The 14,406-nt window shown below is 61.2% G+C and carries 9 protein-coding genes; 2 read left to right on the top strand and 7 right to left on the bottom strand.

From position 1 onward, the window contains the following. The first annotated feature begins 159 nt into the window (after window positions 1-159). Entirely contained in the window at window positions 160-1,131 is a 972-nt protein-coding gene (locus NKH01_RS32075) for an oxygenase MpaB family protein (protein WP_353024320.1), read from the top strand. 793 nt (window positions 1,132-1,924) lie between these two features. Here NKH01_RS32075 and NKH01_RS32070 read toward each other — a convergent pair. The 4 genes from NKH01_RS32070 to NKH01_RS32055 form a co-directional block, all read right to left on the bottom strand. Further along, window positions 1,925-5,281 (bottom strand): adenylate/guanylate cyclase domain-containing protein, encoded by a 3,357-nt coding sequence (locus NKH01_RS32070; protein ID WP_353024318.1) that lies wholly within the window; start codon window positions 5,279-5,281, stop codon window positions 1,925-1,927. A 760-nt stretch (window positions 5,282-6,041) separates the two neighbouring features. Next, window positions 6,042-6,977 carry a carbon-nitrogen hydrolase family protein gene (locus NKH01_RS32065; RefSeq protein WP_353024316.1) on the bottom strand — a complete coding sequence of 312 codons (936 nt, stop codon included), beginning with the start codon at window positions 6,975-6,977 and terminating at the stop codon, window positions 6,042-6,044. Window positions 6,978-7,072: 95 nt separating this feature from the next. Then, on the bottom strand, window positions 7,073-7,945 hold the full coding sequence (locus NKH01_RS32060) for a class I SAM-dependent methyltransferase (RefSeq protein WP_353024314.1): 873 nt from the start codon (window positions 7,943-7,945) through the stop codon (window positions 7,073-7,075). Window positions 7,946-7,983: 38 nt separating this feature from the next. Further along, on the bottom strand, window positions 7,984-8,412 hold the full coding sequence (locus NKH01_RS32055; RefSeq protein ID WP_353024312.1) for a GFA family protein: 429 nt from the start codon (window positions 8,410-8,412) through the stop codon (window positions 7,984-7,986). 143 nt (window positions 8,413-8,555) lie between these two features. Here NKH01_RS32055 and NKH01_RS32050 point away from each other — a divergent pair, with 143 nt between their 5' ends. Then, window positions 8,556-9,245, top strand: coding sequence for a winged helix-turn-helix transcriptional regulator (locus tag NKH01_RS32050; protein ID WP_353024309.1), 690 nt, complete (start codon window positions 8,556-8,558; stop codon window positions 9,243-9,245). A 905-nt stretch (window positions 9,246-10,150) separates the two neighbouring features. On the opposite strand, the gene NKH01_RS32045 is transcribed toward NKH01_RS32050, so the two are convergent. Genes NKH01_RS32045 through NKH01_RS32035 form a run of 3 tightly spaced genes read right to left on the bottom strand, consistent with a single transcriptional unit; the run spans window position 10,151 to window position 14,260 of the window. After that, window positions 10,151-11,206 carry a lipocalin-like domain-containing protein gene (locus tag NKH01_RS32045; RefSeq protein ID WP_353024307.1) on the bottom strand — a complete coding sequence of 352 codons (1,056 nt, stop codon included), beginning with the start codon at window positions 11,204-11,206 and terminating at the stop codon, window positions 10,151-10,153. After that, window positions 11,196-13,604 carry an FtsX-like permease family protein gene (locus NKH01_RS32040; RefSeq protein ID WP_353024336.1) on the bottom strand — a complete coding sequence of 803 codons (2,409 nt, stop codon included), beginning with the start codon at window positions 13,602-13,604 and terminating at the stop codon, window positions 11,196-11,198. Before NKH01_RS32040 ends, NKH01_RS32045 begins: the two co-directional genes overlap by 11 nt. Next, entirely contained in the window at window positions 13,604-14,260 is a 657-nt protein-coding gene (locus NKH01_RS32035) for an ABC transporter ATP-binding protein (RefSeq protein ID WP_353024304.1), read from the bottom strand. The genes NKH01_RS32040 and NKH01_RS32035 overlap by 1 nt, the downstream gene beginning before the upstream one ends. Window positions 14,261-14,406: the final 146 nt, after the last annotated feature.

Here is a 14,406-nt window from a genome sequence, read left to right as displayed (position 1 = left end):
CTTGCTCCATCATCATTGGCAACAGGGCAGACCAAGCAGGGTTCATCGGCTTCGCGCGAGGATGATTTGGAACGACGGGAAGACCAAAGACGTTCGTGCATATTGCATCCGCTAGCCACAGGTCTAACGCTTGCTATCCTCACTAGTCCGAGGCCTACCATGTTTCGCAACTCGGGCATCATTTCTCTGCCTCGCCCGCTTGAGCGTCGTGTGGACACTCTTGCCCAGTCGTTCATGAGCCAGCGGCTCGGATCTCAGATGGACTTCTCGACTCCGGAAGGCGAGCCGGCGCTGTTACCACCCAATTCCGTAACCTGGCGTATTTTCAAGAACCCTGTTGCGCTGTTCATCGGCGGGGTAACGGCGGTGCTGCTCGAATTGGCAGAGCCGCGGGTTCGCGACGCCATTTGGCAGCACAGCAGCTTCCGCTCCCTCGCGCTCCGACGATTGCAGCGTACGGGCCTTGCTGCTTTGGTCACGGTCTACGGCCCCCGATCCAAGGCTAAGGCAATGATTGAAGATGTGGTCAGGATGCATGGGCGCGTTTCGGGTCGAACCAGCGAAGGCGAGCCATACCACGCCACCGACCCGGAGCTGCTGGACTGGGTGCAAGCGACGGCCGAGTTTGGTTTCATGGAGGCCTATCACATCTATGTGCATCGTCTGCATTTTTTCGAACGGGACGCGATGTTTGCTGAGGCTCGCCCCGTGGCGCTTCTCTATGGTGCGGTCGGCGCGCCCACGTCTCAGGCCGAGCTTTACGCGCGGTTCGACGTGATGAGGCAAAGACTCGTCGCGTCGCCGATCGTGTCGGAGTTCCTGGAGATCATGGAAGAAGTTCCCGCCTTGCCGGGAGTTGCTCGACCCCATCAGCAGCCGCTTCTGAAGGCGGCCGTCGAGATCCTACCCCAATGGGTCCGCAAGCGGCTGGAACTCGGCGACCGCTGGACCTTGAAGCCGTGGGAGCGTACTGTTGTGAAGACGACGGCTGCAATCTGCGACCGCACCGTGCTTCATTCATCACCAGCCGTCCAGTCGTGCCGCCGCCTCGGCCTTTCCGAGAGCTATCTCTATCGCCGAACGGCATCCGAAAACCTACACAGAACCGGACAGTGTTCGTTCCTTGACTAAATGTCAGGCACGCGTCGTGGCTCTTGCTGCACCGTCCGGCTAAGTACTGAATTGCCATAGAGCGCGAGCGAAGGTCGTGTTAGGTGAAATCACGAAGAAGCAGAATTGTGTTTTCGGCGATCGTTGGAACTCAGCAATCGTCAGGGCGCGCGTGCATGGGAGTTGCGGACCGCTGTCGACCTTGCTTCCCTGTTGGCCACCCGCGGACAACGCGAGGGCGCCCTAGCACTTCTCCGGCCAATTTGGCGCGATTGGGGAGGGCTTGGAGACAGCAGACCTGCAGTCAGCCGTAAGCCTGCTGGCGAGGCTGAGCTAGTCGACTTGAGCTTTCGCTAACAAACCCTGCCAGTCTGCCTCATGACAGCGGACATAAAGGCTGCCCAACGGTCCCACCTGTCAGATCGATCAGTCCGTTTTAGGTCAGCCTGCTACGTCAGCTCGGACTGGAACGTCCACTATCTTCCTGCAGGCCTCCGAAGCTGCCGGTCTGCTCTCGGCCCACAATTGCCCGTCAGCAAAGCGCCCGATCTCGGACGTTGACGTCAGCATTGTCACTTCCTGAAAGCGGACATTGCTGGAACGATTCGAGTGATCGCGGTTGCGCCAATTGTTGCCATTCGCTTGTGGCGGAAGGAACGGCCACCCGTTGATGCAGAGCGGTCGTTCGCCGCCGGAGGCGATGTGAGGTGATTTGGACCCTATTCAGACGCCCCGGAGATTAGTTCTTGTCGTCGACACAATACAAAGAGCGAGGCGTGCTCAGTTTGATCTTGGTGGCCTTCTGAGAGTGCATCTATCTAAATTGATCGAGTAGTTCCTTTGCTTCGACGAGGTCGCGCGTATCGAGACCTTCGGTAAACCAGGCATATACAGGAGTCAGCAGGTCGCGAGCCTCTCCGTCTCGGCCCCGAGCGTGGCACAGCCGCGCGAGGCTAAGAGCCGCCCGCAACTCCAGCGATTTCGTACCTTGGTCACGAGCCAGGATCAGGGCCTTTCGGAACCAGCTCTCGGCGGTATCATCTGGGGGATTTTGTTGCAGCAGGAGTTCACCCTTGGTGCGGAACAGCTCAGGCACAAGATGTTTCGAACCGAACTCTGCGACGATAGTCAACGCCCTATCCAATAGAGGCAGCCCTTCGCTTGCCCCACCACACTCGCCGCAGGCCCGCGCCAGGACACAGAGGTTGTGTTGCAAGCCAGCTCCCGCACCCATCGCTGTGATAGCCGCAAGTCCCTCGCGCATCTCCCGGATGCCTTCCGCCAAATGCCCCTCTTCAGCGAGCGCCCAGCCGAGTTGGAATCTGCCCTCGAACATCTCGCGCCGCAGGCCGAATTCCTTTGACAGCGCGATTGATTTGTCTAGACAGCGGCGCCCTTCGTCGGGTTCGCGCCGCAAGAGATGAAGGTCGGTGAAGTTCGCCTGCGCCATCGCCATCGTGAAGGGATGAGATACTCGTTCGGCCAAGGTTACGGCTTCTTGGCAACGGACAAGGGCTTGGTCAGGATAACCGCGAAGCCAAAGCATCAGCGCAGAAAAGTTCCTACAGCAGACGCCCGGGTCGTGTCCGGTATAGATGTAAGTCAAGCGATGATCCCGATCGGGATCGTAGGTCGCGATACCATAATCTAAATGGTGTTCGGCGGCAGTGTAGTCTCCGATGTAGTATTTGGTGGCCCATTGCCGATGATGTGCCTCGAGGAGTAGGGCCTGGTCGCCGGATGCCCGCGCGAGATCCAGACACTGAAGGCCGAGTTCGTCAGCGGCGGGCAAATTGCCGGAAATCATGTGGTACGAGGCTTCACCACAGAGCGCGACGAACAACTGGTCCGTGTCACCCAGTTTCTCCGAAAGCGTACGGGCTTCGGAGAAGGCCTGCAAGACCTCCGGCGCTGCAAAGCCCCTGGTTGCCATCATGGTCACGCCCAATGCCGTCTGGAGATGAATCTCCTGTCGCAGGCGACTCTCTGAGTCCGGCAAGGACGCAACCAGTTCGATTCCCTTGCCTAAGTTGGCAATCGCCTCAGGATGGGCCGATCGTTTCAGGGCTTGTTGGCCAGCCTTTAGCCAAAAGTCGACGGCTTGCTGAGGAAGGCCGCCGGCAGCGTAGTGGTACGCCAGCGTCTCAGGTTCGGCCTCGACGATCTCTCGGAACTGCGCGTCCAGCTCTGACGCGATGCTGGCGTGGATGTGTTGCCGCCGGCTTTTCAGCAGGCTCTGATACGCGGTGTCCTGCACGAGCGCATGCTTGAACGTGTAGGTCGCCTCGGGCGGGACGCCGCGCCGAAAAACGAGTTCGGACTTTTCAAGTTGCTGCAGGAGGTCCCCGAGCCGGGCATCATCGTAACCGGTCACGGCAGCCAGCAGACGATGCTGGAAGACACGGCCGATGCAGGCGCCGATCTGTGCCACCTCCTTGACCGGGGCAAGCCGGTCGAGGCGGGCCATCAGCGAATCGTGCAGCGTTGACGGGATCGCTAGCGAGGGCAACTGGCCCGACAGGACATAGTGATCGCCTTCATCGATGAGGAGGCCGGACTCGAGAACAGTCTTCGTCAGTTCCTCGACGAACAGGGGCACGCCTTCCGTCTTGGCGAGGATCTGGATTCTGACGTCGGCTGGCAGCGACTTGCCGCCAGTCACGCGGTCGATGATCGCTGATCCTTGGTCACGATCGAGGCGGCTAAGCGACAACGCAGTGACATACGAGAACAGGGTCCACCGTGGCTTGAACTCAGGGCGGAAGGTGATGATCAGAAGCACAGGCAGGTTCTGCAAACCGTCGATCAGCATGTCGAGCCATTCGCTGGTCGTCGGGTCGATCCAGTGGGCATCTTCAATGATCATCACGACAGGTTGTCGCGCCGCAAATCCTTCGAGCAATTGGATCAGGGCTCTCAGCGTTCGTGACTTTTGCGCCTGCGGCGTCAGCTTCAGGGGCGCATAGCGGCCAGCGGTGTCGATTGACAGCAGCTCCGCCAACAATGGTACCGTTTCGGCAATATCGGAGACAGCCTGTCGCAACAGAGTTTCGAGCTTATCGAGCTTCGTATCCGAAGTGTCGCTGTGCCCCAGTCCCGCAGCGCGCTCGAGTTGCTTCGTGACGGGATAGAGTGCGCTGTTTGCATAGTAGATGGAACAGAAGTAGCGCAACCGGGCGTGCGGCTCGGCGCTCAGTCGCTCCTCCAGCGCGGCAGTCAGCCGCGACTTGCCGATCCCCGGCTCACCCGACAGCAATATGGCTTGGCCCTTTCCTGCCCGAGCCTGCTGCCAGCGTTGAAGCAGGAATTCGAGTTCCTCGGATCGTCCCACCAACGGCGTTGCAACGCCATGCAGCGCATCAAAGCGCCCTTCCGCATCTGCCTCGCCGGTGATGCGCCAGGCGGGAACGGGAGTTGCGAAGCCTTTAAGTTGCTGGTGGCCGAGATCGATCATGTCAAACAATCCGACGACCAGCCTGTGCGTGCCGCCGGCAATCACGACGGTGTTCGGCTCGGCCAGGGCCTGCAAGCGAGCCGCAAGGTTGGGCGTTTCGCCGACGACGGCCTCTTCCTGCGCTGATCCTTCGCCAACCAGGTCGCCGACCACGACGAGACCGGTGGCAATGCCAACACGGGCAGCAAGGGGTTCGCCCGATGGCGTCGTCAGGCTAGCGGTTGCCGCTGCTGCCGCCAGACTCGCGCGCACTGCCCGTTCGGCATCGTCTTCATGCGCCCTGGGCCAACCGAAATAGGTGAGCACACCATCGCCCATGAGCTTGGCAACATAACCCTCGTAGCGTGCAATCTCCGCTGACACCGCACTTTGGTAGGCACGGATGACGTCGCGCATTTCCTCCGGATCGAGCCGCTGTGACAACTCGGTCGACCCCACGAGGTCGATGAACGTTACGGTCAGCTGCCGCCGCTCGGCCTCACGTACAAGCGCGGCTGACACTGGAGCGGACAAGGAACTCGCGGGCGACATGGTGTCGTCGTCCAATGCGGCAATCGCCGCCAGAACCTTGCGACGCGGGCCGACGGGTAGGCCCAGCTCCCTTAGGTCATTTTCTGTGAGATGCCGAAGCGCATCGAAATCAACTTCGTTCGCGGTGAACGCCTCAATGTACTTGTCGAGCCCGAGGCGGGCCAGCCAAGAGGCGATGTCCGGCATGATGCTAACCTCGCTGCCCGGAAACCTATCACGATCGTCGCGCGCCGGACAGCAACACTCTACGATTCATGTCTTCGCTTTCGGAGCAAACACACACCCAAGGTGGCCTGAGCGAATGTCGGCTCGCAACGCTTTCCGGACCCTCAAGATCGCGAGACTGAACCGCAGCCATGGGTCAGTTGGATCCATCTGATCGGACGTCTGTCATCGATTTCTGGAGTTCAGAAGCTGCCGGACCGATCTCGGCCCACTCAAGACGTTCGGTACATCGGCGCCAAGCATCCGCTCCTGGCGCATTGTGCCGTTTCGGAACTGGGTGGGCCGGGGGCAGGATCGCCAATCAACCTAGAGTCAAAGTCGTATAAGAGTGCAGTGCGGAGCTCAACGGCGTCTTGTGCCGGGGTCGCCCCATCATAACGTCTGACCCTTTCACGACTCTTTCTTTCGCGGTCGCCCAACGGCAGACAGGTCTTGGCGCTACGCTCTGGCAATAGCAGCTTTGCCCCTAAATGTCGGCCGTAGGGACCAGCTTCGCCGCTTCCTAAATGCGGAAATCGCATATTGTCCGTCCCAGTGCCGGCCGACGATTTTGACGTATGCGTTCGAATCCGCTCAGTCCGCCACTACGCTACAGCACGACAGCGTTTCTCGCGCTTTCGGCGCCTCGTCGCGTGCGCTCCAACGGCGACTATCTGCCCTTTACGTCTATCGCGAGCAGCAGCATCGGCGGGAATTGGTGGCTTCGGCAGACTGTTTCCGGTCAACTGAACGTTACCGGCCGCTTGTGGCTTCTGTCGACCGAGAGTGAGAACACGTCAGGGCGGGAATAGTGGCCGCTGACGTCAAATTTCCGGCGTGAGGCCCGGGCGGCGGAGACTTCGATCTCGGCATACAGAGTGCCTTTCTCCCGACGCATCGGCCCGGCGGCGACCCCGCCGAAGGGCTTGTAGACCACGGCATCACCGGGGTTCACCCATTCATCCTTGTTCGGGAACAGGATGTCGTGATGGGGGATATCTGTGGGAATGTCCGATGCTTCCAGTGCGGTCGCGCATCCGATCACCCAGCAACCGCCTTCGCGGGCGATATGCTGCATCGTGGCAAGCCAGGTGTCGCCGCTGTCCCAGGTCGGTGCAACATAGATGTCGATGTTCTGGGCATATAGCGCAAAACGCGCAAGCGGCATGTAGTTCTCCCAGCAGATGAGTGCGCCGATGCGCCCCACCGCCGTCTCAACCACATTCAGGCCTGACCCGTCGCCAAAGCCCCAGATCATGCGTTCCGGGTTGGTCGGCATTAGTTTGCGGTGGTTGTTGGCGACGGTGCCGTCGGCGTCGATGGTGATGCAGGAATTGAACAGGGTCGAACCCGACAACTGGCTATCGATCTCCTGATAACCGGCCACGATGACCATGTCGTGCTCGGCCGCCGCCTCCTGAAGGGGGGCCATGCCATTGCGGCTCAGGTCGACGGAATTGGCTTGCAACAGGGCGAACAATTCGTCCGTCTTGCCCATGTCGGCACCGGGTGACAGGCGCCAGCAAAACGTCGGGTAGCCGGGAAACCAGGCTTCGGGGAACACCAGCAGTCGGGCGCCGTCGCTGGCGGCTTGCGCGACCAGGCCGACGGCGCGCTCCATGCTGGCGGCAAGGTTCAGATAGACAGGCGGCTCCTGGACAATTGCGATTTTGGTCATCGGATTTTTCCTTTCCGTGATTCATCAGGTTACCCACAGGTGCCGGCTATGAGCCCTGAGCCTGGGCAGTGGCCGCGGGGCACCCGCAGCATGGATCAGGCAGCTTTCGTCCCGGTGGCAACAAGCATCTCGCAAGGCCCCTCGAACCGGCCATCCTTTTCGAAAGCGCGCAGCGCGTCCTCGATTTCGTCCCAGGCGTCATCCTGCTCGCGCGCGGTGAGCCTTGCGAGCATCTGATGCAAGGCGCCAAAACTCTCCCGCTCGAATTGCAGGCATTCCTGAGCCGAGCCCAGCCGGACCGGCGCCTCCACACGCTCTATTTCGATGTCGGTGAAACCCGCCTCGCTTAGCCGGCCGGCGAGCACATCGGGATCGCCCAGCGAGAAGGGGCCGGGCTGGCCCGGCAGCGGCGCGGGCAGTGCAGCACGGCGGCGGATGATACCGACCGGCACCGAGAAGAAACCGTTGCGATCGGCCTCGGCATAGGTGATCGCACCGATGCGGCCGCCGGGGCGCAACTGTGCGCGCATACCCGTCAGCGCCTTGTGCTGGTCCGGAAAATAGATCAGGCCGACGCGCGACATGACGCCATCGAACGGCTCGGCCTCGATCCCGCCGACATCCTCGCCGTCAAACACCTGGGTCTCGACATGGGTGATGCCGGCCATGTCGGCATTGGTCTTGGCATATTTGAGGATACCCGGCGACAAATCCGTCGCCAGCACATGGCCCGAAGGCCCGACGCGCTTCGCCGCGTTGAGCGTCTGGCTTCCAGCGCCGGCCGCGATATCCAGAACGCGGCTGCCCTGCGTCAGCTCCATCTTGTCGAGCATCAGTTCGGTCGATGGGCCCAACCACTTGTCCAGAAGCGGCGTCCATCGGTTCCAGGCATCGGCGGCTTCGTCCCACTGGCGGCGGGTGGTTTGCTTGAATGCGACGGGATCGAAGACGTTCGTTGCCGTTGTCATTTCACTCTCCTTTTTGTGCCTTGCCCGATGGATAGACACTATTCCGCCACTTGCTCGCCGGACCCGCCTATTGCGGCCGGAAAATCCTTGAATTTGGGCAGGCCGTCCGGCATCGGAAGCACGGTCTCGGCGTAGTTCACATGCACGCTAGGTTCGAAGGCCAAGCTGGGGATCGCCGCTGCGAAGACATCGGTGACGCCCCATTCCGGATGATCCGTCATGATGTGTCCGCCGCAATTTTTGCAGAACCGGCGCACCGAGTTCGGCAGGCCGGCATATTCGCCGATCAGATCCTGTCCTTCGGTGATCCGCACGCTTTCCGGTTTCCAAAGGCTGAACGCGTTCACCGGTCCTGCCGACCACGCGCGGCAGGACGCGCAGTGGCAGTAGCCCATCCCCTCCGGAGTGCCGGAAACTTCGATTTCGACGCTGCCGCAAAAGCAGGTTCCTTTATGTGTCGTGGTCATGATCTCTCTCCCTGGTATTCGAAGCGCACCACCAGAGTCGGCGGAATGGCTGTGCCGCGATAGTCCTGAAACTGTACTGGATCGGGTTGGACATTCCGCCTAGGCTCGAATGATCAGCGTTTCCAAGAAAAGGGAGGCATTCCATGCGTGGCAGCTACGGTCAGTTCTGTCCGGTTTCGATGGCCTCGGAGATTTTTTGCGCACGCTGGACGCCGCTTTTGATCCGGGAGTTTCTGTGCGGCAGCACGCGGTTCAACGATCTTCGACGCGGTCTGCCGCGGATGTCGCCGACGCTGCTGTCAAAACGGTTGGGAGAACTGGAGGCGGCAGGAGTTGTTCAGTCTGTCAAAGGCGATCAGGGCGTTAAGGAGTATCGCCTGACGAAAGCCGGAGAAGAGCTTCGCCCGCTCATCATGGGGATCGGTGCATGGGGGCAAAGATGGGTGGAAAGCGAAATTTCCCTCAACAATCTCGATCCCGAATTGCTGATATGGGATATGCATCGTTTCTTGAATATCGACCCGCTGCCGGAGCGCCGGGTTTGCCTCCAGTTCGTGTTCAACAATCTTCCAACCGCGCGGCAAAACTATTGGTTGCTGGCCGATCCGCAATCCGGTGTCGAGGCCTGCTATACCGATCCGGGTTACGACATCGATCTCTATTCCCAATCCAGCCTGCGCACCATGACCGCGATCTGGATGGGCTTGGATACGGTCGAGAAAGCGGTGAACGCAGGGAGATTGGAACTGACCGGCGCCCGCGAGGTCGCCACTCGAATGCAGGAATGGCTTGGCCTCAGCCCCTTTGCTCAGGAACAGCGGATGGCTGGTTAGGTATACAATGCCGAATGAATGACCGGTGTAGTTGGACCTCTCCAGCGACAAATTCGGCATTGCGCGGGTCGCGCCCATACAAACGATGTACCGCATATTACGGTTCGGGGTCGTGAACGGTACGGCTGCTTTACGCCCGCACCAAAAGCCGACAGTCAGCTACTCGGCCCACTCCGGACGTCCAACTTTGCTGTGTCGACCGTCTGGCTGCGTCGCATCAGACCGGGAGGCTTCGGCCGGGGCAAATCCGGAATGAGCACAGCTGGCGGCTAGAAGTGTTCGGCATTTGTGCTGCAAAAGTCGCATAAGATTGCACTGCGGAACTCGTCAGCGATCGTCTACGAAGCTCCTCATCAATTCCAGCCTACCCGAATGTGAAATTGTGACCCAAACCAGCCTTTGCCACGCCGATTTGGCCGCTCGTAAGCGGACCTTCGCCGGAACCGGCATCTCTGACCCTCTGCGGTCATTGTTGCGTCGCCTATCAGAGGTCTTGCGCGTATGTAACTATAGAACAGCCATTTCTCCTTATGCGCCCGATGTGGGCCTACCGCGTTGTCCTGGTCGGCTTTTCCTGAAGGGTGAAACCGGGGTGATGCGGCAACACGAGGCCGTCGATCACGTCGCGGATTCCAGACTACGTGCAATACGGATACTGCGACGCCTCCTTCCGGGAGATTGGCACGTGGCGAAGCACTTTGCCGACCTGTCCTGCGGCGCTAGTTTCATAGGAGCTAATTCGCCCCAAAAAAAGCAGTCTCCGCCAGGGAGCGTGAGAAATTATATCGTGCAAACAATCACATAAGAGTGCCCAGGTTCATCCTGTCGGCGCGCCATTCGGTGTAGAACTGAGAATCAATACCTCAACCGTCGCGATCTCGCGATCGAGCAGCGTCCTCCACCAGTCACCTATAGCCCGTCATCTCCAGATAGCCGTGCCCGGCATGGCTGCCCTCAATTCGGATCGGGCCTTCCCAGTAGGGAAACCGCGTGTCCATCCATGCTTGCGGGTTCAGCGCCAGCGTGGTCACATCTACCCCTTTTTCCGGCAATTGCACCCTCCAACGGATCGGCACGCTGCGTCCCGCGACTGCCGCCGTTTCGAGCGGCGTCACCCTTAGCGCGCCGGAGGTCTGCGGCTGCGGCCTGCCGTCGGCCCCGATCCATGTGGCCGATGTAAAGCCCGCGCCTCTGCCGCGCAGGCGAAAGCCCATCATCTTTTCGCCGCTGTCGAAATGCAAGGAGAACCAGTCCCACCCGGTCTGATCCTCAGCCAGCGGCTGCGAGGACCATTCGTGGTCCAGCCACGCCTGACCGGACACCGCAATCACGCCCGCCGGAAGGGTCAGTGTACCGGTCACGTGGTAGAATGGTTGCGAGTAGTAATAGCTCGCCTGCCCCTTCTCGGATTTCACCGAGTAGCCCTGCACTCCCTGCGGCACCAGAGGGCCTTTGGCGTCCAGCGCCAGTTCGTAGGAAAACGCATGTCCCGCCGCGTGCAGATCGAGCGCCGACAGCGCATCCGCCTCTGGCAGGGCCCGGCCTGCCATCTGCCAGTTGTCAATCCAGGCCGCAAAGGGCGCAGCCGTAACCCCCGCCTGGCCGATGCCGCCCCGTGCCATCCGTTCGGCCACGAATTGGTGCGTTTGCGTCGTCAGCCCCGCATGGCCCATCCAAAGCTGCGGACTGGACCAGCCGGACCGCTCCACCGGGGCGAGGGCGGATCGGAAAAGAGTCCATTGCACGCCATAGTCCGCTCCATCCGCAGCTTGCAGGTTGGCGGTCAAATACCACCATTCGATCCGGTAACCGGGGTGCGGGCCGTGGTCTGCCGGAAAGTTGAATGCAGTCCCCGGCTGCGGCACTGAAAACCCGTCAGCCTCTGTGCCAAGCCCAGCAAAACCCTGGCCAAAGGCAGGTGCGGCCAAGCACATGTAGATCAGCAATGCTCTAACGCTCATGTGCAAATACCTTCAGCAATTTCGATGGTGAAAGACGCGCCAGCCGCCAGGCAGGCACGGCGGCTGCAAGTCCGGCCGCCAGCAGCGCGAGCGCCGTCAGCCGCGCCCAGTCACCGGGAAAAAGATGCATCGGCAGGCGCCAGCCAAAAGCCTCGACATTCACCACTGCCAGCAGAACAAAGGCGAGCCCGATACCTACAGGCAGAGCGGCCAGCATGGTCAAGGCTGCCAACAGCAAGCCGCGCGAAATCTCCAACCATGCGAGGTGGCGGCGGGTCAGACCCATGGCCCAGACCGGCGCCAGTTGCGGCAGGCGCATCCCCGACAGGGTTATGAGGCTCGCAAACATCGCCAGCCCCGCGACTCCCAGCGTCAGCACATTCAGCGCGGCTGTCACTCTGAATGTGCGCTCAAACACTTTGAGCGAAAAGACCTTGATCCCGGCCTGGTCAATCACGTTCTGCGCGGGCAGCCCGAATTCCGCCCGCAAACCCGCAGCCAGTGCTTCGGCCTTGCCGGGGGCAATCCGAATGGCATAGCGCAGGCGGGAGACGTCAGGATAGTGCTGGACCAGTGTGTCGATCGCGATGATCACTTGGCCGATCGGGTTGCCATAGTCGGCATAGACGCCGACGATGCTGGCCTGCCAGCCACCGGGCAGCGTGATCTGGTCCCCCAAGCCCAACCCTCGGCGCCGCGCCAGTTGTTCGTTGATCAGGGCGCCCTCGCCTGCGGCGATTCGGTCCCACACATCCGGCACTGCAGATAGGATCGGCCAGTTGTCGCGATAGGTGGCATGATCGGCCACGCCGTATATTGCCGCGGGCTGGCCTGCGACCCGGCCCTCAATGCTCCAAATCGGCAGGACCGCGTCGCTGCGCTGGGCCAGCCAGTCGTGTATCAGCGTGGCCTCTGTTTCAGTGCGCGCGGTTACATAAAGCTCGGAGGCTAGACGCTGATCGAGCCAGCCGCTAAAGGTCAGCCGAAAGCTCCCCACCATCGTGCTGACGCCCACATTGGCGGCCAGCGCAAGCAGCAGTGCCATTAGCGCCAATGACAGGCCGGGAAGCTGTTGACGCGTGTCGGCCCAAAACCATTCGGCCAGTGGACCACGCGCCAAGCGGCTGCCAAGGTGCAATATCCCCGTCAGCACGAGCGGCAGCATCAGTGCCGCCCCCAACAGCAGTGCCGCCAGAAGCGCAAAGCCCGCCTCGAGGCCGGATCCGAAGTGTGCAATTCCCGCCGCCGTCAACAGGAGCACCATCGCAGCCACGCCTTGCGCGCGCAGTCCCCGTTCCGAAGCCCGCGCCCAGGCCCGAGGCTGGGCCGGTGCAAGCAGCGGCAGGTGCCATAAGCGCCAGAGGCTCTGCGCGGCCGCCACCAGCGTGCCGATTACCGCGATGGCCAGCCCCGCTGCCCACACTGCGGGGCGGATCGACAGCGTTCCCGGCACATCGGCCCCGTAAAGCCCGCGCAGGGTGGCGGCGACGTCGGGCAAAAGGGCCGAGGCGACTACATAGCCAAGTGCCACGCCCACAAGCCCCGCGAGGAGGGCGAAGAACAGCAGCTCGGCGATCAGCAAAAGGACCAGCACGCGGGCCGGCAAGCCCAGTGCGCGCAGCGTGCGAAATACCGGGCGGCGCTGTTCAAAAGCCAGACCGATGGCGGAATGCACGATGAAGAGCCCCACTGCAAAGGCAAGAAAACCGAAAGCCGTCAGGTTCAGGTGAAAACTGTCGGTCAGCCTGGCAAGATCCTCCGTTTCGTTGGGCTCGCGCACGGTCAGGCCGGGAACTGTCACCTTTAGAGGGGCACGGCCAATCGGTTGGTCCGGCCAGAGCAAAAGACGAGAGATCTTGTCCTTTGCCCCAAGCAGGACCTGCGCCTGCCCGATGTCAGTGAGGACTGTGCCAGGCGGCAAACCCTCGGCCACGCGCACGGGAGGTGTTGCTTGCTCGGTTAGTCGTGCCGCGGTTTCCGGGGCTGCATAGAGCACACCGGGCGTCGTGATGAACGGCAATAGCTCGTCACCCGCCGCAACATCCACCTGCTGCGCCTGCGGCGGCAAAGTCAGTGGGTCAATACCAAGGACGCGCAACCGCACATCCCCAAACCGCATTTCACCTTCAATCACCGGCGAAGCCAGCCAGCCTGCTCGCCGCAGTCTCACAAAAATCTGTTGATCCATCTTGGCCCCGTCCTCACGCACCAGTTGCGCGAGCCGGTCCTGCCCAAGGATCGCCGCTGCACGGTCATAGCTAGCCCGCGCCTCACCGTTGATCGCCTGAACCGCTGACCACAGCGCCGTTGCCAGCGATAGCCCCAAAAGCAGCATCGCCAGTTGGACAGGCCGCCTGCGCCAGTGAGACAAGAGCGCTGTCAGCCCGGTCCACACCATCACACCAGCCGGCCCGCGTGCAGGTGAACGCGGGCGTTCAGCCGGTTTGCAAGACGGTTGGAATGGGTAACCATTAACAGGGCGGCACCCGTTTCAGCCACCAGCGATAGCATAAGATCGAGTACAGCGTCCCCTGTTGCCTCATCCAGATTGCCCGTGGGCTCATCGGCCAGAACCAGCCGGGGCCGAGCGGCTAGGGTCCGCCCAATCGCCACCCGCTGTTGTTGCCCACTCGACAGCTGTTCAGGGTAGCGCGTAAGGACTTGGGCGAGGCCCAGCCGTTTGGCAAGGACTTTCAACCATGCCGGATCAGGGCGGCCAGCAAGCCGAGCCTGAAAGGCAAGGTTGGCCGCCACATCAAGCGAAGGGATCAGGTTGAACTGCTGGAACACAAGTCCGACTGTTCCCCGCCGCAGGGCGGCAAGGGCTGTATCGTTCAGCCCCACAATATTGGTACCGCCAAGGTGGATTTCTCCCGCATCAGGGCTGTCGAGCCCTGCAACGAGGTGCAAAAGCGTGCTCTTGCCGCTGCCAGACTCGCCGGTCAGCGCAAGGCTCTTGCCCGCCTCCAGCGAAAGATCGATCCCGTGCAGAACATGCAACGGCCCCTCGCCAGTGGGGTAGAATTTGTCGATCTGGTGCAGCCTCAGCAGCATGTTACTCCCCGGAGGTCCGCGTGCATCTGACACGGCATGCCCGTCAAATAGCGCCAAACAACTAGAGTATCCGTCTTGGTCAAGGAAGGGATGGCGACCATTTCCGGTCGTCCCTGATGAGGGCGTTAGCGAGAACGACGAGCTTT

Origin of the sequence: Mesorhizobium sp. M1403, assembly GCF_040317695.1 — a bacterium.
GTDB lineage: Bacteria > Pseudomonadota > Alphaproteobacteria > Rhizobiales > Rhizobiaceae > Mesorhizobium.
This window is presented reverse-complemented; position numbering and strand designations above follow the sequence as displayed.

Excerpts from the sequence above, each read along its gene's own strand:
- NKH01_RS32065 (WP_353024316.1), bottom strand. The coding sequence starts at position 6,977 with ATGACCAAAATCGCAATTGTCCAGGAGCCGCCTGTCTATCTGAACCTT.
- NKH01_RS32045 (WP_353024307.1), bottom strand. The coding sequence starts at position 11,206 with ATGAGCGTTAGAGCATTGCTGATCTACATGTGCTTGGCCGCACCTGCC.
- NKH01_RS32070 (WP_353024318.1), bottom strand. The coding sequence starts at position 5,281 with ATGCCGGACATCGCCTCTTGGCTGGCCCGCCTCGGGCTCGACAAGTAC.
- NKH01_RS32075 (WP_353024320.1), top strand. The coding sequence starts at position 160 with ATGTTTCGCAACTCGGGCATCATTTCTCTGCCTCGCCCGCTTGAGCGT.
- NKH01_RS32050 (WP_353024309.1), top strand. The coding sequence starts at position 8,556 with ATGCGTGGCAGCTACGGTCAGTTCTGTCCGGTTTCGATGGCCTCGGAG.
- NKH01_RS32060 (WP_353024314.1), bottom strand. The coding sequence starts at position 7,945 with ATGACAACGGCAACGAACGTCTTCGATCCCGTCGCATTCAAGCAAACC.
- NKH01_RS32055 (WP_353024312.1), bottom strand. The coding sequence starts at position 8,412 with ATGACCACGACACATAAAGGAACCTGCTTTTGCGGCAGCGTCGAAATC.
- NKH01_RS32040 (WP_353024336.1), bottom strand. The coding sequence starts at position 13,604 with ATGGTGTGGACCGGGCTGACAGCGCTCTTGTCTCACTGGCGCAGGCGG.
- NKH01_RS32035 (WP_353024304.1), bottom strand. The coding sequence starts at position 14,260 with ATGCTGCTGAGGCTGCACCAGATCGACAAATTCTACCCCACTGGCGAG.